Genomic DNA, 23963 nt, shown 5'->3' with positions numbered 1-23963 from the left:
TCAAATCAGTATGAAATATTTTATTATTATGCTTCTAAGTGGTAAGATGTCAACAGAACACGTAATGAAAGAGGTATAATTATGAAAGACGAATTGCGTCAATTATTAGAATCATGTCTTGAAACTGGGTCAGAAACAGACTTACAGGCCATTGCCAGCCTATTAGATGGCGTCCAAAGAAAGATTAAGCGAAACAGGAGCACTTTTATTGATGGAATTCTTCATATGGAAAGAAATTTTGACCAAAATTCCTGCGAAATTACCATTCCTATTACTCCCATTATTAATAATAATCTAGATATTGTTCACGGCGGGATCACCGCAACGGTTCTCGATACGGCCATGGGTGTCTTAGCCAATCAACTACTTCCAGAGGGATTTGGAGCTGTAACAAATCAGCTTAATATTCATTATATCGCTCCAGGAATCGGAGAAACACTTCGATGTAAAGCAGATATTGTTCATAAAGGCAGCAAAACAATGGTTATATCTGGAGAAGCATTCCGTAGTGACGGAAAAAAAATCGCTTATGCGACAGGAACTTTTTTTATCATAAAAAAATAATAAATGGGGGCGTTTAATCAAAATGGTTACCGCCATTGTCATCCCAATTATTTGCTTATACTTTTTTTGGCTAACAAGAAAAGAGATGAAGGAACAGGACGTTAAATGGCTTGATGCTAGAAATGTTCGGCAAGAGACTGTAATAACTGGAGAAATTAAGAGTATTACTGAAGAAAAACAGCGCTTTTATTACCACCGATACATGTATGTACAAACACTAAAGCTTCAAACTGCATCAAGATTAATCACCGCCAAAAAGGTGAATCCTATTACTAAAAACGTGAAAATAGATACTTTTACTGTTGGTGAGATTATTCGTGCGTACGGAAGCTGGGAAGGCAGCAAATTTTTATTTAGTCATTATGAAATTGAAAAAAGGTGATACTGTAATCACCTTTTTTCTTATCTAAATCTGACACCAAGAGGTGCTATCTATTCTTTATTGTTCTGTTTTTTGGATAAAATTTTGAGTATAATATTTTTGATATACCCCGACACCAAGATGAGTATAATCTTTATTTAATAACGTTTCTCTGTGCCCCTTACTATTTAGCCACCCCACCACAACGGCTGGGCCATCAGTATAATTTGCTGCAATATTTTCACCTGCAGCAAGGTAGGCGACTTCTGCTGTTTTTAATCGATTAGTCAGGTCGCCATATTTCTTAGACGTATGGGAAAAATCATTATTTTCAGCCATATCCTTACTATGCCCGTAAGCAGCTTCAGCTGTCATCTCATCCCAGATTAACGGTTTTATTTTATTCTTAACTCGTAAGACATTAGTGATATCAAAAATCTGCTGAGCCATACCTTTTTCAATCAATTTCCATGCATCCTCATTAGGTTCATCTGCATTAATCAAATCTCCACTATAAACAAGTTCGTACGGACGTTGTTTAATTAGTGTTTCTGCACTCATGAAGCGGACACTTGATAGGTTGCCAGTAAACTTATCGATATAGAGTTGGACATAAATATCCCCTATTTTAACCAATGGGCGAATATTCAAATCGGTATCATTCAGTTCAAATCTGTAGGAATTTCCGTTTACTTCTAAATTAAAATTTGTATCAAAAAATTGCGTATTAAAAATTTCCTCTACCGGCTGACCGATTTCAAACGGAGAAATATCTAGAGTTTCACCAATCGCAAAAATTGTCACGACCTGATTATTTTCGACACCTACCTGTAAGTACCGGTTATAATTCTGATTATAAATATACCACTGATAGCCATACATTGATTCATCGATTCTTTCGGGGGTTCCCAATTCCTTTTCTAACACAGTAACATCTTGACCAATCAATAAAGCTAACCCTTCTTTTGGTTTTTCTAAGGATGTTTTATTTACTGTCTGATTATTAGGACCCTGAGGCAAAGATTGTTTCATTTCTAAGGAATGATCTTCTTTAATCAAAATATTACTATCATTTTTTTCATTTATGCTAACATAAAAACCAATTGTTAAAAAAACAACTGAAAGTATCAGAATTCTAAAAAGAGTACGCAGAGGCATTCACCCTCTCTATTACTTTTTCTATCATTATATAAATGGAATAAATTAATTATATCACCTATGTCCAGATTAGTAAGTGGCATTATCATAAATGTCTTATAATTAACAAAATGTAAATAAAACAGGTACTGTCTGTACCTGTTTTATTGAAAAAATGTTAATATTTATATAATTATACTAGTGTTGCACACCATTATAGTTCTGCTCGGAAATTTCTGTCAATGCCTTCTTTGCCTGGTCATCCGTTAATTCGCGGATTGCAAAATCACCAAGTGAAACGATACCTATTAACTTTCCATTGTCTACTACAGGTAAACGGCGAATTTGATGCTCAGCCATTAACTTTGCTGCTTCCTTACTAGAAGTGTCTGGGGTGACAGTTACCAGTGTCTTACTCATAATATCTTCAACTTTAGTTGAACCAGGATGTTTTTCAGCCACTCCTCTGATTACAATATCTCTGTCTGTAATCATGCCGACAACCTTTTCCTGATCGACAATTGGAATAGCTCCAACATTAAGATCCTTCATTTTTACTGCAACCTCAAACATATTATCTAATAATGTACAACTTTCTACATTTTCTGTCATAATATCACGTATTTCTTCCATGCTTTTAACCTCCAATGTTTTTTTCAGTAAACATTATTATGGTTTTCAATGCGTGATTGTTTTATTCGATTAATCTATTCATTGCAAGTTGAAACATTTTCAACTATTATTATAATGAATTATACTTGCTGTAATACCATTATCGAAAACATAGGGGTAAGGTAATCTTTTTTAGGAGGGATTAATAATGAAATTCGAGAATACTGGAATTGAAAAATTAAAAGCGGATTTGAACCGTTTAGATGAGTTTATGCATGATCATGGTTTGATTCGTGCAGGACAATGGGATTACGAACGTGTTACATATGACCGCAAATTTGAATTAAAAGAAGGGGTATTTTACCTTCGTGTCCAAGGTTATTCGATTGAAGGTGACGTCGATACATTTAAAGCAACCATTCAATTGATGACACCAATTTTAGGTAAACACTATTATCCACATGGCGTCGAGTATGGCGAAGGAGAGAACTTCCCAGCTTCCCTAGTGAATCAATGCAAAAAGATCCTCGAAACGGTAAAAGAAGAAGCTAGTAAATTTGCATTATAATTCAGAATAAAAGGGCGCACGGATTTTGATCCGCGCGCTCTTCCTTTTGCATTTTTTGAAAATAATCATAAAAAATGAAAAACATGCTATTTCCACTAATTAGTAATCTTTGAATTTCCAACTTTTCTAATCTGCAGGATTATTTTCTTAAAGGATCCTATGTTAGAGACCAAGAATCGCTTTGATCAGCGAAGTTGTCTCGCCACCACGATAAAAAACATACAATAAAAGATAGACCGCTACTCCTGTAATTGCAGTAAAGAACCAAATGATACTGGTTATAGGCCCAAGCTTACGATGGACTGAAAGATTATTCTTATAACCTGTTAATATAGAAACAATCCCGAATACCGCCCCGATTGTTGCTAAAGTGATATGAAAAACCAAAAATATTGTGTAATAAATTTTTATCTCTTCTGGTCCGCCAAAAGAAGTATTCCCAATAAAAATTGTCCGTGAAGCATAAATAATAAAAAAGATAAGTGCAAAAACCCCGGCAACAAACATCGTCTTTTTGTGGGCTTCAATTTTTCTTTGTTTTATTTGCCACCAGCCAATCGCAACTGTAATTGCGCTTAAAACAATAAAAGAAGTACTGATTGTAGGTAAAATCGGTAATGAATTCATTCATAAGTCCTCTCTTTTCAAATATTCTATCCTCATTTTAGTGTAGTTCCCTTTCCATTTCAAATAATACTAGCAATTTAATAAAAAACTATCTTGTGTTTCGACTCACAACCCAATCTTGGCAAAAAAAATCTCCCATTGAATGGGAGTTTATTCAACAAGATTAGGATTTAAGATTTGCTTCTTCATTTCACGTTCAGATTCTTCTTGATCTTTACGATACCATTCAAAAAATACCTGAGATAAAATAACAGCATAAATGACTTCCTGAATAATTTTCATCACTACACCGCCCAGCCGTTGGTCATCAACCAATGACATCGAGCTAAATAACTCCGGTCCACTTAAGTTTAAATTTGAAAATATGGAGGGTCCTACACATAGACTCATTACTTTTCCCCAAATTTCCGGGTCATGGTAAGTTGCATATAATGAAGAATCTGAAAAAATAATCAGAGCACATGCAGGTGTAATTAACATACTATTTGCAAATAGGTATGCTACTTTTTTAATCCCACTTAATGGTTGATACTCCGAAAGCGGACTGATTAATGACCACCACATAAATACGGATAAAACGAATAAAAGAATCGAGTACCCGCCATGGTAAAACCGATTTTGCATGACCTGATCAAAAATGATTGGGATATGGTAAAAGGAAAAGAAACCGTTAAATAAGAGTAATGCAATAACAGGTTTTGTAAAAAGCTTAAATATAGGTTTGATCATCTTTATTTGAAGTATGCTTCTCCACAACCACTGTGGGATCGACAAAATAAACAGTGGAGGAATCAGTAATACTAAAATAACCATCGTAATCCCATGGATATAAAACATTAGATGTCCCATTAAATCAAGTGGTGAACCTTTAATCGCATACAATAATATCATTGCTGTCAAAAATAACGCAGCTTGTTTTCCTTTTAGTGGTTCACTATCCTGAAACTTTGATCTAAATGTAATGGTAATTAGAAAATAGGCAGCAGTCAGTGCAAGTAAGATTAGCAAAAAGTACGGGCTCCAAAGGGCTTTAAAACCAAATATATCTAATGTAAGCACCTTGATATCACCTCAATATATAGTAAAAGAAATCTTATCTTTATTATAGCCATAGAAAAATTCGAATGCAAAAAATCGAATTACAAATAGACTATTGTTTTCTATACTTAAAAAGAAAATCGGCTTTAAGCCGATTTTCTTTCTTTAACATTACCACCAGACAATGGTAAGAAACGCCAATATTCCAGTTAATCCAACAAACAATCCGGAAAACAGAAACAGTGTTGGAGCTTCATGGCCTTTATGACTCATATGCATGAAGTAAAATAATTGAAATACTACTTGGACCGCAGCTAATAGGAGAATAAACGGTACTGTAAACCATTCAGTAAATCCTTTCATTGCTACTGCTGCAAATGCCACTAATGTTAAGAAAATCATCAACGTAAAGGAAATAACTTGATAGCGCATTTCCTCCGCGCTCTTTCTGCGGCGATATTCAATATCGACTCTTGGGTTGCTTGAGCTTAATGGCTGATTTGTCATTTTATCCCACCATCCCCATTAAATATACTACAGTAAAGATGAATACCCATACAACATCAATGAAGTGCCAATAAAGGCTTGCAACATAAAACTTTGGTGCATTGTAAAGGTTTAGACCCCGTTTAGAGTTACGAATCATTAATGTTAAAATCCAACATAACCCAAACGCAACGTGCGCACCATGGAAACCCACTAGTGTATAGAAGGCAGAACCAAACGCACTACTGGTAAAGGTATGATGAAATTTGTGAACATAATGGTTGAATTCATAAACCTCTAGCCCTAAGAATGCAGCACCTAATAGTACTGTAAGTCCAAGCCATAACATCATTTTCTTAAAGGCAAAGTTTTTCATATGATACATAGCATATACACTTGTCAACGAACTTGTTAATAACAGCATCGTTGCCACAAATGTAAGCGGCAATTCAAACAAATCTTTTGCCAAATGCTGACTTGTATTTGGCACCTTATCTTTTAAGGCAAGATAGGTAGCAAAGAGAGTAGCAAAAAGAACTGTCTCTCCCCCTAAGAATAACCAAAATCCTAAAAATTTATTTTTTGATTCAAGGGTGGATTTCTCCGGCGCCGCAGGCCATGTTTCATACGTCATTTTCTCTTCAACGTGCATTATGCCTTAGCCCCCTTTTCTTCTTGTAATTCTTCTTTATGAATATGGAAACCGTGATCGTCTTTTACCGATCTTACGAACATGGAACCAAATGTTACAAGTAATCCAAAAATCATGACTGGAAGTGCCCATGCTACCTTGTCAACATGATACATTGCACCAAAAGCGGCAATGAACAAGCCAAGTGAAATCATGAATGGAATGAAGGATGAATTCGGCATATGGATGTCACCAAGTGGTTCAGCAGGTGTCATGCCTTTTTTACCTTCCATTTTTTCCAACCAAAGAGCATCTAAGCCACGAACAAGTGGAAGTTGTTTAAAGTTATAGAATGGCGGCGGTGATGGAATCGACCATTCAAGAGTTCGTCCGTCTCCCCATGGGTCATTACCAACTTTAACATTTTTTACAGAAGTCATAATAATGTTATAAAGCAAAACAAGAACACCAATGGACATAAATGCAGCACCAACCGAACTGATCATGTTCGCAGCGTCATACCCTTGACCTGGAAGGAAAGTGAAGACGCGGCGCGGCATTCCCCAAAGACCTAAGAAATGCTGGATAAAGAATGTTAAATGGAAACCAATGAAGAAAAACCAAAAGGTAATTTTTCCTAATGTTTCATTTAACATTGTACCAAACATTTTTGGCCACCATAGATGGGTCGCAGCAAGAATGGCCAATACAACCCCACCGACAATTACATAGTGGAAGTGAGCAACGACAAAGTAAGTATCATGATACTGATAGTCCGCTGCCGCTGTAGCAACCATTACGCCGGTAACACCACCCATTACGAAAGACGGAATAAATCCGAATGCATAATACATTGGAGTGGTGAATTTAACACTGCCGCCCCACATGGTAAACAGCCAGTTAAAAATCTTAATTCCGGTTGGAACCCCAATTGCCATTGTTGCGACAGCGAAAATCGCATTTGCAACAGGTCCTAAACCAGTTGTGAACATATGGTGTGCCCAGACCATGAAGCCTAAGAAACCAATCAATACGGTCGCGAAAACCATTGAAGAATAACCGAATAGACGTTTTCTCGAGAAAAGTGAAAAGATTTCTGAAAAAATACCAAATGCCGGAAGTATCAAGATATAAACTTCAGGGTGACCGAAAATCCAGAAAAGATGCTCCCAAATAACCGTATTACCACCCATTGTAATATCAAAGAAATTAGCTCCAAACAACCGGTCAAACATCATTAGCGTAAGACCAACTGTAAGTGGAGGGAATGCGAATAAAATCATGGCGGATGCAACAAATGTTGACCATGTAAACAACGGCATCCTCATATACGTCATTCCAGGGGCACGCATATTTATAATCGTAACTAGGAAGTTGATCCCCCCGATTAATGTACCTAAACCGGAAATCTGTAATCCTAATACATAAAAATCAATTCCGTGTCCTTTTGAGTGAAGTGAAAGCGAAGCATAGGAAGTCCACCCTGCATCAGGAGCACCGGTAAACCATGAAAGGTTTAGAAACACTCCTCCAAAAAAGAATAACCAAAAGCCTAAAGAATTAAGAAATGGAAATGCAACGTCACGTGCACCAATTTGTAATGGCATAACCGCATTCATAAAAGCAAAAAGAAGCGGCATGGCAGCTAAGAAAATCATGGTCGTTCCGTGCATGGTAATAATTTCATTAAACGCGCCTGCACTGACAAAATCATTATTTGGTACTGCAAGTTGGATGCGGATAAAAACTGCCTCAAGTCCGCCCATTAAGAAGAAAATTCCACCTGCAATCAGATATAGGATGGCGATTTTTTTATGGTCTACTGTTGTTAAAAAGTCCCACAATGTTGCGCCAAATCCCTTTTTTTGAGCAATGGTACTCACAATTTTACCTCCCTTTCAACCAATTCCCCTTATTCCTGAACTTTTAAGCCCATTAGATACTCAGCTAACGCATCAAGCTGTGCATCAGTCAAATCTTGGTATTTACCAGTCATCTGATTGCCTGGTTTGTATGTTTCAGGATTTTTGACCCAATTTTTCAATTCTTCTTTATTGTGATCTAAAATACCTGCAACACGGGACCTATCACCAAAGTTTGTTAAATTAGGTGCAAGACGTGCTGTCTCTGGCATTTTATTAGCAGGTGTAACGGCATGACAGCCAATACAGCTTTTATTAAAGATATCCTGCCCTTGTGCAGCTAAATCTGTTTGTGCTTTTTGCGGCTCTTTTACATCCTGCATCGCAGATACCCAAGTATCAAATTTATCACGACTCATTGCTTTTACTTTAAAGTCCATCAAAGCATGTGATGGTCCACAAAGCTCAGCACATTTTCCGTAAAAAAGATTTCCTGCTTCATTCGAACGTTTGTCATCAAATTCCAGCCAGAATTTGTTGATGTTATCAGTATTGGTATCTAATTTTCCGCCGACAGCCGGAATCCAGAATGAATGTTTTACATCCATTGATTTCAGGTTAAAATATACCTTTTCATCCGTAGGAACGACTAATTCCTGACTCGTCACAATCTTCTGACCAGGATATTCAAAATCCCACCAATATAAGTGTGACCTTACATTAATAACTAACGCTTTTGAGTCTTTCTTATCCATTTCTTTAACATCAGCAAGTTTAAATGTTGCAGCTACGGTTGGTACAGCCAAAATTAGAAGTAACAGAATAGGAATAGTAGTCCATATAATTTCTAACTTATGGCTTCCTTCTACTTGCTTTGGTATTTTGTCGTCTTTTCTTCTGAAACGGACAAATATAATAACAAAAATGAGCAATACTACAAGGATTACTCCCACCATTATAAAGGTGCTTAACTTCATTAAATCATATTGCATGTCTGCAACTTCACCGGCTGGCTGTAACGCTGAAACAAATGGTTCACCACATCCGGAGAGTATAAGCGCTAAGATCGCAAATAACGAAATTAGGCGCCATTTTGCAAGCCTTTTCATAGCTTAATCAAACCCCTCTTTCACAAATGAATTCTAAAAAATAAATAATGTTTGGTCAAAGAAGTATGTAGGATGATTCTTCCCTCATCAACAAACCGAAGGCAGCAGCACCAATTCTGACATGGTAACGCCGCCAAATTCATCGAATAGGAGTATAAAACCCTCTCCCTTTACCCTGGAAAGAATCGCAGACAAAACTAAATTAATGTAACTATAACCATTGCTACAAAAATAATAGTTAAATATTGCAAAGAATAAACAAACATTAGCTTTGCCCACTTTATGTCATCTTTGATCCTATATCCATAAATCCCTAATGCCAGCCAACCGATATTTAAAAAAGTCGCTAGAATTAGAAATGGGATTCCTAATTTGGTAAGAAAAAATGGGATTGGCAAGAGTAGTGCTACCCATACCAAAATATGAATTTTCGTTGTTTTGAAGCCCTTCACAACAGGTAGCATCGGTACTCCAGCAGCCTTGTATTCTTTCACTCTTCTCATCGCTAGAGCATAAAAATGTGGTGGCTGCCAAACAAACATAAGGACAAATAACGCCCACGCCATTATATCAAGGTTCGCATCAACTGCTGCCCAGCCGATTAACGGTGGAACAGCGCCTGAGAAACTTCCAATAATTGTATTGGAAACCAGTTGCCGCTTGGACCACAGAGTATAAAGGAAAACATAACTAAAAACTCCAAGCAGTCCAATTACTGTTGCAGTCATGGTTGTAAATAATAAACACAGTGTTCCCAGTCCAATTAGTAAAATACCTAATGAAAGAACTTTTACAGGTAAAATTTTTCCTGTAACAGTAGGCCTTGATTTCGTTCTTTCCATTAAATGATCGATATCACGATCAACATAATTATTGATTGCACATGATCCGGCAATAATTAAGGAAGAACCTGCAACTGTAAAAAATACAACATCTAAATTATCTAGAAAGCTTAGCCCTGAAAAATGAAGTGCAAGCCATAATCCTGTAAATGTGGTAATTAAATTAGAATTAACAATTCCAATTTTGATAAGGGCCGTGAAGTCTTTCCATACAGAGGTTTTTTCAATTGTTGAATGCAGGCTTGCAGCACCATTCTCTATGGTTGCTTCTCCATAAGCCTTTGAGTTGGACATAAATTTTTCCTCCTAATCCTTACTAACAAATATTCACCAATCGAGGGGTATAAATACAATATTATTTAAAGTTCTATATTATTTAAGAAACGATAATATGAAAAAAGTAAAAATCTTTCTATTAGTTCAAAAACGATGAGTTGGAATCACTTTTTAAAGAAGTAATTTTTAAAACACTTTCTCTGTATATTAAATCACACTTTCCGATATTTTTGTGAACTTTTTTTGAATAATTTTTGACTAAATTGTGACTGAGGACATATTTAATATTATTTCTGACATTTTCCAACATTAGAACTTTTTATTATTAAATATTATTCTTAATTTTACGAAAAATACTAGGGTATTTAGGATGAGTTTCTAAATTTTTATTACTTTTAAAAAATAATCATTCTAATTAAGTAGCCTTTATATATATTTCTATCAGACTCAAAGCAAAGTTTCAACTGTTTTCACTATAATAATAGTTAAAATTATTTATTATTCATCAGCTCTTTTTGTTTATAAAAAGTTATCTGAAAATCTATGCTGAAATTCTGTTCTTTTTCTAGTTTATTCGTTATGATAAATAGGGACTTTTAAATCTAGATACTTTTTCACTCATTATACTGTCAGGATTATCCAATGACAAATTATTGAACTTTTTTAAGAGGTGAATTTTTTTGCGACGTTCTTTAAAGTGGTTGGCTGTTGCTACTACAATCGGAATGATATTTATTTTACTAGGCGGGGCATTAGTGACAAAGACTGATTCTGGAATGGGCTGCGGAAGATCATGGCCATTATGTAATGGTAAATTTCTCCCTACAGAAATAACCCCAGAATTAATCATTGAACTTGCCCATCGACTAGTTTCCGGTGTAGGGGGCATCTTGGTTCTCACCCTGTCGATTTGGTCGTGGAAGGCGATTGGTCACATTCGGGAAACCAAATTTCTTTCCTTACTTTCCTTTTTCTTTTTACTATTACAAGGATTGATTGGGGCAGCTGCCGTAAAATGGGGGCAATCAAGTTTTGTCCTTGCCTTACATTTTGGTATTTCTCTCGTATCTTTCGCAGCTGTATTTCTATTGACACTGCTGATTTTTGAAATTGATAAGAAGTTTGATGCTGAAAAGCTTTATATTGATAAACGGATGGGCTTTCATATCATCGGTGTTTCTATATATAGCTACTTTGTTATTTACACAGGTGCTTTAGTCCGGCATATGAAGGCAAGTCTCGTTTGCCGGGATTGGCCTTTATGTCTAAATGACGCCCCTTCATTACCGACTAACATCTACGAATGGGTGCAAATGGGACACCGGGCCGCAGCTGGTCTTATCTTTATTTGGATTGCTTATATTTTTTATTTGGCTGTTCGCCATTACAAAGATCAAAAAGTGCTTTACTGGGGATGGACGATCTCCTTCATCCTCGTATCATTACAGGTGATAGCTGGTGCCTTCATTATTTTTACCAGACTAAACTTGTATATTGCACTTCTTCACGCATTCTTTATTACTTGCTTGTTTGGAGTATTAAGTTATTTTCTTTTGTTATATTCTAGGTCTAAAAGAAATCATCAATAAAAAAAGTTGCCGGAAAAAAATCCGGCAACTTTTTTTATAGGTAATAAACATTACCATCTTGATTTTTTTTCTTTTCGTTAGCTTGTTCTTGTTTATTTTTATATTTCTTTTCAAATTTCACAAACATCGACACATTTACAAGTATTCCTGATGCAGCTGCAAGCATCAATAGTGAAGAACCTCCATAACTTACAAATGGAAGCGTAACACCTGTAAGTGGAATCAATCCGGATACCCCCGCTAAATTGATAAAGGATTGAATCCCGATCATACTTGCAATCCCAATCGAGAGCAGGCTCCCAAATGGATCCTTACATTGCAGACTAATATAAATCCCTCGTAATACAATATAGGCTAATAGAAGAATAACAAACCCTACACCCCAAATGCCTAGCTCTTCCGCAATAACAGCCATAATGAAGTCTGTATGCGATTCCGGTAAATAGCCCAGTTTTTGAATACTTTTACCTAAGCCAAGTCCGTTGACACCTCCTGAGCCAATCGCGATATAGGAATTAGCTAAGTGAAAACCGGCATCTTTCTCGTAAGCGAAGGGGTTCTCTAACACAGTAATCCGGCTCATACGTTTTTCTGAAAATATAGTATCTTTTGCGACAAATATTACTGGCAATACAACAATGAGAGTCATAATAACCAATTTCGATATACTTTTAAAATTCATCCCTGAAGAAAAAATCATAGTTGCGGCAATAGCAGCAATAATGATTGCTGTACCATAATCCGGCTGTAAAACTATTAAGAAGCAAACAATAAATAAAAACACTAATGGAGGTAGAACTCCTTTATTAAATTGATTAATATAGGCCTGTTTTTTGGCATATACAGCTGCCAAATAAATGATTACCGCAAGCTTTACAAACTCAGCTGGCTGCAGGCGAAATGAACCAATGAGGTACCAGCTTTGGGCGTTTCCAGCAGTATGTCCAAAGCGAAATAATCCTAAAAGCAAAAGAATTGAACCAATCACCATAGGAACTTGAAACCATTTAGTAAACTGCATGATTTTGTATGGTACGATAGCAAAAACAAAAAAGATACAAAAAAAACAGAGAAGCCACATTTTTTGTTTTTGATAAAAATAATCACTTGGGACATCATATCTTTGGACAGCAGAAGCCATGCTAGCGCTATAGACCATCACCAATCCGAAAGCACACAACAGGATGATGGCGGTAATCAAGGTATAATCATATGATTTCAATATTTTTTTTATCATATAAGACGTCCTCATTTTCAAAATTAATATATACCACTCTATTATAATAGAAAATCAATGATATGACTTGAGGAAAAGTTCAATTGTTATATTAATTTAATAAAGAATATTCTGAAATCATAATAACATAATAAAAAACCCAAACAAGCTCCATGCATTGTTTGAGTTTTATTATAACTATTTCCTTAAGGACGCTTCGTGAAGTGCTGATAATTCTTTCTCTAATTGATCTAAAATCACTTTACCATCCTTACCATCAATTAAGCCTAATCGAACAGCAAAGTCTATTTCCCTTGATAGGCCAAACATTTGTGTATCCAACACCTCTTCATAAAGAGGGCATTGAGGCATCGTGAGATTGTCCATTTGCACTTTGATAAGCTTTAATATTTTTTCAGCGTCAGCCTGCAATAACTCATAGGCTTTTTCCTGGTGATTCACGATCATATCAGACGCCAACATTGATCCCCCCATTCAGAGCGATAATTCAACTTATCTATAAATTTTACCGTTTACAAAGGAAAATTGCAAGAACAATAAAGGATAATACCAAACATGAGTTACTTTTATCCTGTATTATGGGCAGTAAATTCCCCACTTCAAAACTTTAAGAAAATTAAAAAGGAGAAATGGAAGATAACTGATCATAAAAGCCCAATTGGTGAGATACAGTAAAACGCGTTTTACATCGCCTTAGTTGAACAAAACGAGGCTTTCTGCCTCTTTATCAAGACAATAGCATTACTATTGAGACAGTTTAACTCGACTACCAAACAACGGGGGTGAAAAAAACTACTGATTGAAGATTCACCTTATGACATTCCAGATAAAAAAAGCTATACTTAATCATGTTAGACTTTAGGGGGAATTGAAAATGGAAAATATTTTAAACATATCTGGAAATGTAAAATATCCAATTACACTCGATCCAAGTGTTTGGATATTTGATGACCGCCGCATTGATTTAACCACTTACTTTTCAAAGGAAAAAGAAAATACGGATTCAATGGAGGCATATACTAAATCTGTTTCAACGCATTGGGATCGAGAAATAGTGGAAGGGGCAACCTATCCTCCGACATTAAAAACTGAGAAGAAGTTTGAAAAAGAAAAAGTACTTACTGGAACATTCGGAATCCCTTTCAAACCCTTTTTGTTAAATGCTGAGCCAGCTAATGATGCAGGTACACTGATCGTTCATACGGCAAATGGTGAATACGAGTTTTTACTTGAAATGGCTTTTGACTTAATTTTAGGATTTTCAAATAATGGACAACCATTATCTTCTGATGGACCAGTCCACATCTACAATGGTGATGGCTCAAATCAAGAAAACCCTATTAAAAATGTAACTGCCTTTACAATAAAATAGACGGGTGCCATTTGGCGCCCGTTTTTAATTCTATAATAAATCCGCTGCCAGCCTCGCCAACCCAGATCTTTCTCCTTTTAATAGTTTTACATGACCGGAAACATTTTGATCTTTAAATTTTTCGACGACGTAGGTTAATCCGTTGTTATAGGCGTCAAGATATGGATGATCAATCTGTTCAGGGTCACCCATTAATACAATCTTGCTGCCTTCCCCTACCCGGGTTAGGATGGTTTTCACCTCATGCTTCGTTAAGTTTTGTGCTTCATCGATAATAATAAATTGCTTCGGTAAACTTCTGCCACGAATATAAGTTAACGCCTCCACCTCAATTGAACCCATCCCGGCTAATATGGCATCAAGCTCACCTGGCTTTTTTGTATTAAAGAGATATTCCAGATTATCGTATATTGGCTGCATCCATGGTCTGAGCTTTTCTTGTTTTTCACCAGGCAAAAATCCCAGATCCTTACCAACTGGCACAATCGGCCTTGCGACTAATAGTTTTTTATATTCTCTAAAATCCTCCGTGTGCAATAAACCCGCAGCGAGCGCAAGAAGTGTTTTTCCTGTACCTGCCTTTCCAGTTAAAGTGACTAGTGGTATATCTGTGCGTAATAATAATTCGATTGCCATGGTCTGCTGTACATTTCTTGAATGAATGCCCCAAACATGCTCTTGATTTAAAGTTAATTTCTTTACTTTCTTACTTGTTTTATCTACCATCCCGATAGCAGAGGCAGAGCTGCCAAGGATATCTTTCATTAACAAGAATTGGTTTGGATAAAACGGGTGATTTGCAACCTCTGAAAGAGATAGCTCTCCCTTTTCATAAAAACGGCCTAATAATTCAATTGGCAGTAGTAACTCGAAAAATCCCGTATATATATGTTCTACATCAACCACTCGATCGTTTAAAAAATCTTCGGCAGTCAAACCGATTGCATCTGCTTTTACCCTTACTAATGCATCCTTGCTTACTATTATTACTGGTTTACCATTTTCCTTTGCTTGTTCCTCTAAAAATAAATTTTTTGCCACTGCAAGAATGCGATTATCATTTGTTTTTTCAATAAAAATATCTTGTAGCTCATGAAAGGTTCGATGATTTAATTCGATTCTAATGGTCCCCCCGCGTTCAAGAGGGATTTTTTCATAAAGTTTTCCTGAGGCCCTTAGGCCATCAATTAATCTTGATACATGCCTTGCATTTCTTCCAACTTCATCCATGTATCTTTTCTTTGAGTCCACTTCTTCTAGAACTACTGCAGGAATAACAACTTCATTATCTTCAAAGGAAAAAATGGAATACGGGTCTTGTAATAAGACATTTGTATCTAACACGTATATTTTACTCAAAGCGACGCCTCCTGATTCCCTTGATGTCAGGCTTGTGAAATAATTTCAACAACCCTTTTGCTAGATTGGACTTTGGTAAAATATATGTTTATTGGAATAAAGATAGAAGGCGTTTCGCACAATAATTGTTAATGAGACCACATAATTAATCTTCTTGGAGGAGGGTTTTAAATGAAGAATATATTATTAACTATGGCAATATGTATACTTTTAGCAGGATGTAATACCAATAATCAAAAACAGAACGCAAAAAATGATAACCAATCTTTAGTAAATGTTAAAAACAGTTATATTGAAAGCGTCGACCGTAAATCAGGGCAGGAAATTTCAAAGCGCTTAGTTAATCTCGCAACAAGTATACCAAATGTAAATGATGCAACCGCAGTAGTTTTAGGGAAATATGCCATTGTTGGTATTGATGTTAATTCAAAAATCGACCGCTCTCAGGTTGGTTCAATTAAGTATTCTGTGGCAGAGAGCTTAAGAAAAGACCCTTACGGTGCCAACGCAGTAGTGGTAGCTGATGCGGACACAACCGAACGTTTGAAAGAAATTCAGGCGGATATAAAAAACGGCAGACCCATACAAGGTATAATGGAGGAGCTCTCAGATATAGCAGGGCGATTAATGCCTGAAATCCCAGGAGACTTGATTACACCAAGCCCAAAAAATGCTACAGAAAAGCCAGATAAAAAGCTTCCGAAAGACGAACAAGAAAAACTGAACAAAGAACAAGAAGACCAATCCAATCACTATAAATAAAAGGCAAGAGCACCTGCTAGCTTTTATTAAATGAAAAAAGCTTAGTAAATGCACTAAGCTTTTTTCATTGCTTCCATCACCTGTCTATCTAATTTTTCAGCAGCATTTTTATCATATGTTTTATCATACTGTACTTCAGTGACAATTTTGGATCCATAAAACATTACATCCCGTACCTCTCTAATTGTTACTTCAACTAGTGCGAGCTTTAATGGAACATCCTGTAGTCTTTCCTCTTTTACCAGTGCTTCACCTTGTATCGAATATGTAGATTCATTCGCAATCAAATTTATGACTACATTGTTATTCTTATTAATATTCTCTAATATCCGGGAACGATTATCAACAGCAAAATAAATGATACTATCGTCTTTAGCTAAAACCCAGGAAATCGCACTAACATTTGGTCCACCTGTTTCATGATCAACTGTTGCTAACGTTACAAAACGTTCTTTTTGCATCACATCATATAATGGCTTAATTAGTTTTGGTTCTACTTGATTTGCCATATTCACAACCCCTTTCATTCTCCTACATTCTGTTTAAAAACAGATATTCTCATATTACTACTATCCCTTTTTTTCATCAACTCTAACCAATTGATTACCTACAGGTGTTTAGTCATGGTATACTATAATACAAACATTCTGTTATTTAGAAAGAATTAATGAGGTGCTTTAATGAGAGTAAAGTGTGTAATCTGCGATAAAATAGAAGCGATTGAAGATGAATCGTTAACAGCCAAGCGTCTTCGTAATCGTCCCATTCATACATATATGTGCAATAACTGCAATACAAGAATAACGGAAAAAACAAATGCCCGAATCAACACAGGAAATTTCCGATTGTATCGGACAAAATCTGAAAAGGATGAATGGTAAAAAAACACTGGTCTGTCATGTAACAGGCCAGTGCTTTTTTTAGTCTACTATTGGATAGTCCATATACTTTTCAGGTTCTTGGTTAATTTGGTTTAGCATGATTTCTATTAATTCACGGGGATAACGTGCTTTTTTAGTTTCTTCACCTTGTTGATATGAAACATAATACATCACATCATCTTTACTTATATCAATGTTCGAAACATGATGCTGAGATGTGAGCATCTCTTCAAAAAAGTCTTGTGTCTCTTTAGCTGCTAGATCATCAGGCCGCGCATCACAAACAACCTTAATTGTAAGCCAATTATAGAGTGCATCTTGTAAGGATTCCATTTTCTCAACCCCCCGTTATTTCACTTCAGCCTCATGCTTTTTCGATTGGTGAAGGCGAATTTTATATACAATTAAAATTAATGCAGCTACACCTAACCCTTCAGCAATTGGTAATGCATAGGAAAAAAACAACATGATCAAGCATCCAATGCAAAGACTGGTATAAATTACTATGTTTTTCAATAGAGGCAATTTTTTCGCAAAGCCTAACCTGTAGACAATCACTGTCAAAATAACAATAAATACATATTGCAGCAATACACCAGTTTCTACATCTTTTGTAAGCTCAATAAAAAATCTTAAACTCGGGGAGAAGGATTTTAAATCTTCCACAGCTTGCACCTCTTTACTTAACTCAATTCAGCGTATTTTTTCTTCTTTGCCGCTTTTTCACGTTCATTTTTATCAAGAATTTTTTTACGTAGACGAATGGACTCAGGTGTAACTTCACAATATTCGTCATCATTTAAATATTCTAATGACTCTTCTAATGTCATGATGCGTGGTTTTTTAATGACTGATGTTTGGTCTTTGTTGGCTGAACGCACATTTGTTGCCTGCTTCACTTTTGTAATATTGACGGTAATATCATTTTCACGAGTGTTTTCGCCAACAATCATCCCCTCATAAATTTCCGTACCTGGTTCAACGAAAATTGTTCCACGGTCTTCCACTTGCATTATACCATATGTGGAGGCTTTGCCAGATTCCATTGAGACGAGGACACCTTGGTGTCTTCCTCCAACTTGACCTGCAAGCATCGGCTGGTAGCTATCAAAGGTATGATTAATAATCCCATATCCGCGAGTCATGGTTAAGAATTCTGTTGTATAACCAATTAAGCCACGTGCAGGTACATTAAAGATTAACCGAACTTGACCTGTTCCGTTATTAATCATATCAAGCATTTCACCTTTACGGGCTCCAATTGATTCCATTACAGCACCAGTATGCTCTTCAGGGACATCGATTTGAACTCTTTCCACTGGCTCACAACGGACTCCATCAATCAACCTAACAATTACTTCAGGTTTTGAAACTTGTAGCTCATAACCTTCACGGCGCATATTTTCAATCAAAATGGATAAATGAAGTTCACCACGACCGGAAACAATCCAAGCATCCGGTGAATCTGTGTTTTCAACACGTAAACTTACATCTGTATGCAACTGAGCTAAAAGTCTTTCTTCAATTTTTCTTGAAGTTAAATATTTACCCTCTCTACCAGCAAATGGACTATTGTTTACCGCAAAAGTCATTTGCAGTGTTGGTTCGTCGATTCGTAAAACTGGTAACGCTTCTTGATGTTCAGTTGGGCAAACTGTTTCACCAACATTTATATCTTCCATTCCAGAAACAGCAATTAAGTCACCTGCTTTAGCCTCTTGAACTTCCTGCCGTTTTAACCCAAAGAAACCGAAAATCTTGGTCACACGGAATTGTTTTACACTACCGTCTAATTTCATTAAAGCGACTTGTTGACCAACATGCATCGTTCCACGAAAAACACGTCCAATTCCGATTCTGCCCACATAATCGTTATAATCAAGCAAAGCTACTTGGAATTGTAACGGTTCTTCATGATTATCAATTGGTGCAGGGATATATTCAACGATTGCATCATACAATGATTGCATGTTTTGATCCTGTTGATCCGGATTTGTACTTGCTGTACCATTAATTGCTGAAGCATAGATAACAGGGAACTCAAGCTGATCTTCTGTGGCATCAAGCTCAATAAATAAATCGAGTACTTCATCAATTACTTCTGCTGGTCGAGCAAAGTCACGGTCAATTTTATTCACGACTACAATTGGTGTTAAATTTTGTTCCAAGGCTTTTTTAAGAACAAATCGTGTTTGCGGCATACATCCTTCGTACGCATCTACCACAAGCAACACACCATCAACCATCTTCATAATCCGTTCCACTTCGCCGCCAAAATCAGCGTGTCCCGGTGTATCTAGTATATTAATACGAGTATCTTTATATTGAATGGCTGTATTTTTTGCAAGGATAGTGATACCGCGCTCTCTTTCTAGATCATTTGAATCCATCGCGCGTTCTTCTACATGTTCGTTAGACCGAAATGTTCCTGACTGTTTTAACAACTGGTCAACCAAAGTCGTTTTCCCATGGTCAACGTGGGCAATAATCGCTATATTTCGTACATCTTCTCTAAGTTTCAAAATTCCACTCCTACCTATTTTATAAAAATAAAAGCTAATTTTAGTTTCCCAAATACAACTAAAATATTATACCATATTTAAAGTGGAAACCTATAAGCATTTTTTGTAGAATAAAAAATATACCAAAAAACAGATTAGTTTAAACAATTTATAATCAAAGGGGTATGAAAATGAATAATGTAAAATGGCCTTTACTTATATATGCAATTCTTGCTGCAGCCAGCATTATGGGTATTGGAATTGCTATTAGTGAAAAAAGCCTAATTGGGGCAGTGGGCAGTATTTTTGCATGTTTTGTGATCATGGGGATGGGCTTTAAAACAAAAAGAAAGATGCGTGAAAAAGGGGAACTTTAAAAAAGAAGCCCTTGCTTGGCTTCTTTTTTAATATTTACCTCCTTTTAAATAGTCGTTTAATATTTGTTGATGTAATCCAGGCTTCGCAGCAAAAAGTGTATCCATGGAAAGAAAATCAAGTTTTTCTCCCTTTAAATTTGTTACTATTCCGCCTAATTCTTCAACAATGACCGCTCCCGCAGCAAAATCCCAAGGCGATAACCGCATGGAAAGATACGCATCCACCCTTCCAGTTGCCACAAACACCATTTCAAGCGCAGCAGTCCCATATGATCTTGTTCCTCTTGCGTCTCTTACTAATGGAATCATTAAAGTGTGATCGATGCGATGATTTTCCATTACCCATGTCGCATTTAGGGCAATGATGGATTCCTTCACCGTTGTTTCCTTAAGCAACGGAAGAGGCTTTCCATTTAAATAAGCTCCTTTACCACGAATTGCGTTGTACAACTCATTATGAGCAACATCATAAATGAGTCCAATTCGGCCGATTCCATTTTCATAGATCCCTATTGAAATCGCGAAGTTTCTTTGCTGATGGATAAAATTCATCGTTCCATCGATCGGATCGATTAACCAGACAATTCCCTCATGGCTCTTAAGTTCGTCTCCAAATCCCTCTTCACCCATAATTTTATGATCCGGATAAACACCCCTAATTTTATCGATAAAAAATTGTTCTATTTCCTTATCAATATTTGTAACAAGATCATTTGGGTTTGATTTTGTTTCAATATTTAACGTCTTTTCGAAGGATAAACGGATCTTGTCTCCTGCTTCCTTAACCCATTCCTTTGCATGGTAATCAATGTCTTCCCATTTCATAATACTCCTCCACTTCGCCGTAGCCTTATTCGATTCCAATGTATGTAGTATGAAGCATGATAAACCTTTTGATGTACCTATAGCTTAATCAAATTGGTGAAACACATCAACTTTTAGTCTCATTTATTGGCAAATTATCCACACAAACCTTTTATAGTTTTTCATGCTCCATCAATTATGGATCTATATCAAGAACATTCCTAACCTAATAAAGGCGGTGTAAGTAAACTATGATTCACCTATTCAAAGCGAACAACGTATTTTCATTCAAAATGGGATAAATTTCACATGCCTTTGCGGTGCTCCGACCCTTTTTCAAAATTCACAATAATAAACGAACCCCTCTCGTTTCTTTTCTGGAGTCCGTTTTAGATAAGATAATAAAATACTCTTTTTTGGTTCATTTAATTTGTTACTCCTTTGATTAAAAAATATCTTCACTCAATCAAAGAGCTTTTAATCGTAATAATTCCTGGCGAATCCTTTCTAACTTTTGTTTACATTCCTTCATTTTCTTCTCATTCTTCTCCTCAATTGCTTCAAATAATACAGCCAATTCATAATCCATTTCCAATCTTAATACTGCTGTCCTTTCCTTCTCTCCTGCTTTTTTAAGAGATGTATTCATCAATTGCTTCACTTTTTTCCTCCCCTTCCTCATATTTAACTAATTTTTTTGAATTGTTTTTTTATGTATAATATGAGGCATCTCGATGTGTTGCAACAAATATGTGCTTTTACCTAATTAAGCAACAAACTTCTTGTAGTCTCGCCAATATGCTACAATTAGTGACAAATAGCTTGGTGGGGGTATCTCAATGGATTTCACTGGATTTACAAATGAAGATTTTGATGTTTTTTTAATAAATGGTCTAGAGGCAAGAATGGAGGCAATTAAAAGCACAATCCGGCCAAAATTAGAAGGTTTAGGAGATTACTTTGCGCATACCTTATCCGCTTTAACAAGCGATGAAATGTTTGTTCATGTGGCAAAGCATGCAAGACGAACGATAAATCCGCCAAAGGATACATGGGTGGCATTTGCTAATAATCCTCGCGGCTATAAAATGCTTCCACATTTTCAAATTGGCTTGTGGAACACCCATTTATTTATTTGGTTTGCCGTTATTTATGAAGCACCACAAAAAGAGGTCATAGGAGCAAGATTTACAAAAAAGGCAGCTAAAATATATAAAGAAATTCCAAAAGAGTTTGCCTGGTCAATAGATCATACAAAGCCAGATACAATTACGCATGGTGAGTTGTCTAAGAATGACCTGCTTTCAAACTTTACGAGGCTGCAAAACGTTAAAAAGGCAGAATTATTATGTGGATATACCATAGATCGGGATAAGACGATCCAATTGGGTACTGAAGGTTTAGTAGAGCAAATTGAAGATGTATTTAATAGAGTAGCTCCACTATATAAAATTGCTCAAAATATTAAATAGAAAAAACTCCCGATTCAATTTTTCGGGAGTTTTTTCTATTATTTCATGATGATTTTGTCGCCTGCAACAGCTTCTTTTGCCTTTTGGATTGTTCGATACGACGAATATCCGCTCATTTCTTCGAATTCACCACAAATGGTTTTTTCTTCAGCTTTGCTCGGGACGATTTCTTTAAACCGTCGGTAGGCCTTCATAACCTCTTCTCGTTCTATTCCCTTTTCATATGCCTTTTCAATTGCTTCAAAAAATTTAACGACATCGATAATTTCATCTGTTGACCAGTTGTAATCAATCGGATATTGATACTCCATATATTTCACCTGCTTACTATTTTCATCTTAAGTGAATGATACCTTTATTTTCCCCATTTTGCACGAATTTGTTCTGCATCTTGAATCATCCGTTCAAAAAGTTCTGCAACAGTTGGTATATCCTTAATAAGACCCATCACCTGGCCTGCCCATGCAAATCCTTCATTAGGATCGCCATCATAAATGTAACGTTTATTCGCCGTTCCACTAATAAAATCCCTTAATTGGTTATAATCACCATTATTTCTTTCAATCTCAAGGATTTTCTCTGTCCAGGTGTTTGCAATTGCTCTTGCGGGAGCTCCTAGTGTTCTCTTGATTACCACCGTATCTAACTCCGTTCCTTCTACTAGCCTTTGTTTGTACACTTCGTGGGCATGAACACATTCCTTTGTGGCAATAAATCTCGTTCCCATTTCAATCCCTTCAGCACCTAAACATAATGCTGCCATCAAACCCCTGCCATCACCGAGCCCGCCTGAAGCAATGACAGGAACGGAAACAGCATCCACTACTTGAGGGATTAACACCATGGTACCAATATCATCTCTGCCAAGATGACCTCCCCCTTCCTGTCCCACAACCATTACCGCATCCGCACCAAGCTGTTCTGCCTTCATCGCCTGTCGTCTTGCTGCAACTAGGACGAGTGTTTTTATCGATGTCCCTTTTAACTGTTCAAAAATCGGTGCAGGGTTTCCTCCCGTCATCGAGATAACAGGGACTCTTTCATCAATTGAAACCTGGAGAAAGTCAGCGAATGGCCTCCCATGCTGCCCAATCGCAAAATTAACCCCAAACGATTTGTTTGTTAGTTGTTTTACTTTTCGAATTTCCTCTCTAAGCTCTTCTGGACTACCTAATGACATAGCTGTAATTTGTCCTAGACCTCCTGCGTTTGAAACAGCTGCCGCTAATTCAGAATAAGCTAAATAGGCAAGCCCGCCTTGTATAATCGGATAACGAATATTAAGTACCTCTGTAACTCGTGTATTCCAATTCAAGTGAATCCCTCCTTAAAATATATTAATTTGTTATTTCGTCTAACGAGGTTAAATTTCCTGTCTTTTTGGGAAACTAACTTGAGCAAAATAAAAACAAAAAAACCTAAAAGAAATTCTATGCAACCACGTTGAATAGTGCTATAATTCCATTGTTTTATGTAATTAATGACCATGATAAGCG

Annotated in this window: 29 protein-coding genes; 9 read left to right on the top strand and 20 right to left on the bottom strand. The window is 36.4% G+C overall.

What is annotated here, in order from left to right; translation table 11 throughout:
- Window positions 1-81: 81 nt before the first annotated feature.
- Together QNH20_RS08810 and QNH20_RS08805 are read left to right on the top strand one after the other, a co-directional pair.
- Window positions 82-564 (top strand): PaaI family thioesterase, encoded by a 483-nt coding sequence (locus tag QNH20_RS08810; RefSeq protein WP_283922515.1) that lies wholly within the window; start codon window positions 82-84, stop codon window positions 562-564.
- Window positions 565-586: 22 nt separating this feature from the next.
- Entirely contained in the window at window positions 587-946 is a 360-nt protein-coding gene (locus QNH20_RS08805; protein ID WP_283922514.1) for a hypothetical protein, read from the top strand.
- Between the two features lie 57 nt (window positions 947-1003).
- Here the strand turns inward: QNH20_RS08805 and QNH20_RS08800 are convergent, their stop codons facing one another.
- Together QNH20_RS08800 and QNH20_RS08795 are read right to left on the bottom strand one after the other, a co-directional pair.
- Window positions 1004-2083, bottom strand: coding sequence for a CAP domain-containing protein (locus QNH20_RS08800; RefSeq protein WP_283922513.1), 1080 nt, complete (start codon window positions 2081-2083; stop codon window positions 1004-1006).
- Between the two features lie 177 nt (window positions 2084-2260).
- Complete coding sequence (locus QNH20_RS08795) at window positions 2261-2695, bottom strand: CBS domain-containing protein (RefSeq protein WP_283922512.1); 435 nt, start codon at window positions 2693-2695, stop codon at window positions 2261-2263.
- Between the two features lie 187 nt (window positions 2696-2882).
- Between QNH20_RS08795 and QNH20_RS08790 the strand changes: the two genes are divergently transcribed.
- Window positions 2883-3242, top strand: a complete 360-nt coding sequence (locus QNH20_RS08790) for a YugN family protein (protein ID WP_283922511.1) — start codon at window positions 2883-2885, stop codon at window positions 3240-3242.
- A 162-nt stretch (window positions 3243-3404) separates the two neighbouring features.
- Here QNH20_RS08790 and QNH20_RS08785 read toward each other — a convergent pair whose 3' ends face one another.
- The 7 genes from QNH20_RS08785 to cyoE all read right to left on the bottom strand — a co-directional run bounded on the left by QNH20_RS08785 (window position 3405) and on the right by cyoE (window position 10131).
- Window positions 3405-3869: a DUF420 domain-containing protein gene (locus QNH20_RS08785; RefSeq protein WP_283922510.1), complete on the bottom strand. Its 465-nt coding sequence runs from the start codon at window positions 3867-3869 to the stop codon at window positions 3405-3407.
- A 150-nt stretch (window positions 3870-4019) separates the two neighbouring features.
- Entirely contained in the window at window positions 4020-4928 is a 909-nt protein-coding gene (gene ctaG / locus QNH20_RS08780) for a cytochrome c oxidase assembly factor CtaG (protein WP_283922509.1), read from the bottom strand.
- A 150-nt stretch (window positions 4929-5078) separates the two neighbouring features.
- Entirely contained in the window at window positions 5079-5414 is a 336-nt protein-coding gene (ctaF, locus tag QNH20_RS08775) for a cytochrome c oxidase subunit IVB (protein WP_283922508.1), read from the bottom strand.
- A gap of 1 nt (window position 5415) precedes the next feature.
- On the bottom strand, window positions 5416-6045 hold the full coding sequence (locus QNH20_RS08770) for a cytochrome (ubi)quinol oxidase subunit III (RefSeq protein ID WP_283922507.1): 630 nt from the start codon (window positions 6043-6045) through the stop codon (window positions 5416-5418).
- Window positions 6045-7907: a cytochrome c oxidase subunit I gene (ctaD, locus tag QNH20_RS08765; RefSeq protein WP_283922506.1), complete on the bottom strand. Its 1863-nt coding sequence runs from the start codon at window positions 7905-7907 to the stop codon at window positions 6045-6047. Before ctaD ends, QNH20_RS08770 begins: the two co-directional genes overlap by 1 nt.
- 29 nt (window positions 7908-7936) lie before the next feature.
- Complete coding sequence (gene coxB / locus QNH20_RS08760) at window positions 7937-8995, bottom strand: cytochrome c oxidase subunit II (protein ID WP_283922505.1); 1059 nt, start codon at window positions 8993-8995, stop codon at window positions 7937-7939.
- Between the two features lie 197 nt (window positions 8996-9192).
- Window positions 9193-10131, bottom strand: coding sequence for a heme o synthase (gene cyoE / locus QNH20_RS08755; RefSeq protein WP_283922504.1), 939 nt, complete (start codon window positions 10129-10131; stop codon window positions 9193-9195).
- Between the two features lie 662 nt (window positions 10132-10793).
- Between cyoE and QNH20_RS08750 the strand changes: the two genes are divergently transcribed.
- Window positions 10794-11702, top strand: coding sequence for a COX15/CtaA family protein (locus QNH20_RS08750; RefSeq protein WP_283922503.1), 909 nt, complete (start codon window positions 10794-10796; stop codon window positions 11700-11702).
- A 34-nt stretch (window positions 11703-11736) separates the two neighbouring features.
- Here the strand turns inward: QNH20_RS08750 and QNH20_RS08745 are convergent, their stop codons facing one another.
- Window positions 11737-12939, bottom strand: a complete 1203-nt coding sequence (locus QNH20_RS08745) for an FtsW/RodA/SpoVE family cell cycle protein (RefSeq protein ID WP_283922502.1) — start codon at window positions 12937-12939, stop codon at window positions 11737-11739.
- A gap of 177 nt (window positions 12940-13116) precedes the next feature.
- Entirely contained in the window at window positions 13117-13398 is a 282-nt protein-coding gene (locus tag QNH20_RS08740; RefSeq protein ID WP_283923376.1) for an Fpa/YlaN family protein, read from the bottom strand.
- A 415-nt stretch (window positions 13399-13813) separates the two neighbouring features.
- Here QNH20_RS08740 and QNH20_RS08735 point away from each other — a divergent pair, with 415 nt between their 5' ends.
- The gene (locus QNH20_RS08735; protein WP_283922501.1) at window positions 13814-14311 is read left to right on the top strand and encodes a peptidyl-prolyl cis-trans isomerase; all 498 of its coding nucleotides are present in this window, start codon (window positions 13814-13816) and stop codon (window positions 14309-14311) included.
- A 30-nt stretch (window positions 14312-14341) separates the two neighbouring features.
- On the opposite strand, the gene QNH20_RS08730 is transcribed toward QNH20_RS08735, so the two are convergent.
- Window positions 14342-15670 carry a PhoH family protein gene (locus QNH20_RS08730; protein WP_283922500.1) on the bottom strand — a complete coding sequence of 443 codons (1329 nt, stop codon included), beginning with the start codon at window positions 15668-15670 and terminating at the stop codon, window positions 14342-14344.
- Between the two features lie 171 nt (window positions 15671-15841).
- On the opposite strand from QNH20_RS08730, the gene QNH20_RS08725 reads away from it, so the two are divergent.
- Window positions 15842-16432 carry a YhcN/YlaJ family sporulation lipoprotein gene (locus QNH20_RS08725; RefSeq protein WP_283922499.1) on the top strand — a complete coding sequence of 197 codons (591 nt, stop codon included), beginning with the start codon at window positions 15842-15844 and terminating at the stop codon, window positions 16430-16432.
- Window positions 16433-16485: 53 nt separating this feature from the next.
- Here the strand turns inward: QNH20_RS08725 and QNH20_RS08720 are convergent, their stop codons facing one another.
- Window positions 16486-16941, bottom strand: a complete 456-nt coding sequence (locus QNH20_RS08720; protein ID WP_283922498.1) for a pyridoxamine 5'-phosphate oxidase family protein — start codon at window positions 16939-16941, stop codon at window positions 16486-16488.
- 171 nt (window positions 16942-17112) lie between these two features.
- Between QNH20_RS08720 and QNH20_RS08715 the strand changes: the two genes are divergently transcribed.
- Window positions 17113-17313, top strand: a complete 201-nt coding sequence (locus QNH20_RS08715) for a YlaI family protein (RefSeq protein WP_283922497.1) — start codon at window positions 17113-17115, stop codon at window positions 17311-17313.
- A gap of 39 nt (window positions 17314-17352) precedes the next feature.
- Here the strand turns inward: QNH20_RS08715 and QNH20_RS08710 are convergent, their stop codons facing one another.
- Genes QNH20_RS08710 through typA form a run of 3 tightly spaced genes read right to left on the bottom strand, consistent with a single transcriptional unit; the run spans window position 17353 to window position 19835 of the window.
- On the bottom strand, window positions 17353-17646 hold the full coding sequence (locus tag QNH20_RS08710) for a hypothetical protein (protein ID WP_283922496.1): 294 nt from the start codon (window positions 17644-17646) through the stop codon (window positions 17353-17355).
- 15 nt (window positions 17647-17661) lie between these two features.
- On the bottom strand, window positions 17662-17979 hold the full coding sequence (locus QNH20_RS08705) for a YlaH-like family protein (RefSeq protein WP_283922495.1): 318 nt from the start codon (window positions 17977-17979) through the stop codon (window positions 17662-17664).
- A 17-nt stretch (window positions 17980-17996) separates the two neighbouring features.
- Window positions 17997-19835: a translational GTPase TypA gene (gene typA / locus QNH20_RS08700; RefSeq protein ID WP_283922494.1), complete on the bottom strand. Its 1839-nt coding sequence runs from the start codon at window positions 19833-19835 to the stop codon at window positions 17997-17999.
- Window positions 19836-20005: 170 nt separating this feature from the next.
- Here typA and QNH20_RS08695 point away from each other — a divergent pair, with 170 nt between their 5' ends.
- Window positions 20006-20191: a YlaF family protein gene (locus tag QNH20_RS08695; RefSeq protein WP_283922493.1), complete on the top strand. Its 186-nt coding sequence runs from the start codon at window positions 20006-20008 to the stop codon at window positions 20189-20191.
- A 27-nt stretch (window positions 20192-20218) separates the two neighbouring features.
- Here the strand turns inward: QNH20_RS08695 and QNH20_RS08690 are convergent, their stop codons facing one another.
- Both QNH20_RS08690 and QNH20_RS08685 read right to left on the bottom strand, forming a co-directional pair.
- Window positions 20219-21016, bottom strand: coding sequence for an inositol monophosphatase family protein (locus tag QNH20_RS08690; protein WP_283922492.1), 798 nt, complete (start codon window positions 21014-21016; stop codon window positions 20219-20221).
- A gap of 445 nt (window positions 21017-21461) precedes the next feature.
- Window positions 21462-21656 (bottom strand): hypothetical protein, encoded by a 195-nt coding sequence (locus QNH20_RS08685; RefSeq protein ID WP_283922491.1) that lies wholly within the window; start codon window positions 21654-21656, stop codon window positions 21462-21464.
- A gap of 178 nt (window positions 21657-21834) precedes the next feature.
- Here QNH20_RS08685 and QNH20_RS08680 point away from each other — a divergent pair, with 178 nt between their 5' ends.
- Window positions 21835-22467, top strand: a complete 633-nt coding sequence (locus QNH20_RS08680; protein ID WP_283922490.1) for a YktB family protein — start codon at window positions 21835-21837, stop codon at window positions 22465-22467.
- Between the two features lie 38 nt (window positions 22468-22505).
- Here the strand turns inward: QNH20_RS08680 and QNH20_RS08675 are convergent, their stop codons facing one another.
- Window positions 22506-22778, bottom strand: coding sequence for a UPF0223 family protein (locus QNH20_RS08675; protein WP_283922489.1), 273 nt, complete (start codon window positions 22776-22778; stop codon window positions 22506-22508).
- A 44-nt stretch (window positions 22779-22822) separates the two neighbouring features.
- A complete protein-coding gene (locus QNH20_RS08670; protein ID WP_283922488.1) occupies window positions 22823-23782 on the bottom strand; it encodes an NAD(P)H-dependent flavin oxidoreductase in 960 nt (319 codons plus the stop codon).
- Between the last annotated feature and the right edge of the window lie 181 nt (window positions 23783-23963).

The sequence above is a fragment of the Neobacillus sp. WH10 genome (assembly GCF_030123405.1).
In the GTDB taxonomy this organism is placed as follows: domain Bacteria; phylum Bacillota; class Bacilli; order Bacillales; family Cytobacillaceae; genus Neobacillus.
Note: the sequence above shows the minus strand (reverse complement) of the source record. Positions and strands in the feature narration are given on the sequence as shown.

What these genes read in the sequence shown, in the direction of transcription:
- QNH20_RS08810 (WP_283922515.1), top strand. Translation starts at nt 82, where the DNA reads ATGAAAGACGAATTGCGTCAATTATTAGAATCATGTCTTGAAACTGGG.
- QNH20_RS08805 (WP_283922514.1), top strand. Translation starts at nt 587, where the DNA reads ATGGTTACCGCCATTGTCATCCCAATTATTTGCTTATACTTTTTTTGG.
- QNH20_RS08800 (WP_283922513.1), bottom strand. Translation starts at nt 2,083, where the DNA reads ATGCCTCTGCGTACTCTTTTTAGAATTCTGATACTTTCAGTTGTTTTT.
- QNH20_RS08795 (WP_283922512.1), bottom strand. Translation starts at nt 2,695, where the DNA reads ATGGAAGAAATACGTGATATTATGACAGAAAATGTAGAAAGTTGTACA.
- QNH20_RS08790 (WP_283922511.1), top strand. Translation starts at nt 2,883, where the DNA reads ATGAAATTCGAGAATACTGGAATTGAAAAATTAAAAGCGGATTTGAAC.
- QNH20_RS08785 (WP_283922510.1), bottom strand. Translation starts at nt 3,869, where the DNA reads ATGAATTCATTACCGATTTTACCTACAATCAGTACTTCTTTTATTGTT.
- ctaF (WP_283922508.1), bottom strand. Translation starts at nt 5,414, where the DNA reads ATGACAAATCAGCCATTAAGCTCAAGCAACCCAAGAGTCGATATTGAA.
- QNH20_RS08770 (WP_283922507.1), bottom strand. Translation starts at nt 6,045, where the DNA reads ATGCACGTTGAAGAGAAAATGACGTATGAAACATGGCCTGCGGCGCCG.
- coxB (WP_283922505.1), bottom strand. Translation starts at nt 8,995, where the DNA reads ATGAAAAGGCTTGCAAAATGGCGCCTAATTTCGTTATTTGCGATCTTA.
- cyoE (WP_283922504.1), bottom strand. Translation starts at nt 10,131, where the DNA reads ATGTCCAACTCAAAGGCTTATGGAGAAGCAACCATAGAGAATGGTGCT.
- QNH20_RS08745 (WP_283922502.1), bottom strand. Translation starts at nt 12,939, where the DNA reads ATGATAAAAAAAATATTGAAATCATATGATTATACCTTGATTACCGCC.
- QNH20_RS08735 (WP_283922501.1), top strand. Translation starts at nt 13,814, where the DNA reads ATGGAAAATATTTTAAACATATCTGGAAATGTAAAATATCCAATTACA.
- QNH20_RS08725 (WP_283922499.1), top strand. Translation starts at nt 15,842, where the DNA reads ATGAAGAATATATTATTAACTATGGCAATATGTATACTTTTAGCAGGA.
- QNH20_RS08720 (WP_283922498.1), bottom strand. Translation starts at nt 16,941, where the DNA reads ATGGCAAATCAAGTAGAACCAAAACTAATTAAGCCATTATATGATGTG.
- QNH20_RS08715 (WP_283922497.1), top strand. Translation starts at nt 17,113, where the DNA reads ATGAGAGTAAAGTGTGTAATCTGCGATAAAATAGAAGCGATTGAAGAT.
- QNH20_RS08710 (WP_283922496.1), bottom strand. Translation starts at nt 17,646, where the DNA reads ATGGAATCCTTACAAGATGCACTCTATAATTGGCTTACAATTAAGGTT.
- QNH20_RS08695 (WP_283922493.1), top strand. Translation starts at nt 20,006, where the DNA reads ATGAATAATGTAAAATGGCCTTTACTTATATATGCAATTCTTGCTGCA.
- QNH20_RS08690 (WP_283922492.1), bottom strand. Translation starts at nt 21,016, where the DNA reads ATGAAATGGGAAGACATTGATTACCATGCAAAGGAATGGGTTAAGGAA.
- QNH20_RS08680 (WP_283922490.1), top strand. Translation starts at nt 21,835, where the DNA reads ATGGATTTCACTGGATTTACAAATGAAGATTTTGATGTTTTTTTAATA.
- QNH20_RS08675 (WP_283922489.1), bottom strand. Translation starts at nt 22,778, where the DNA reads ATGGAGTATCAATATCCGATTGATTACAACTGGTCAACAGATGAAATT.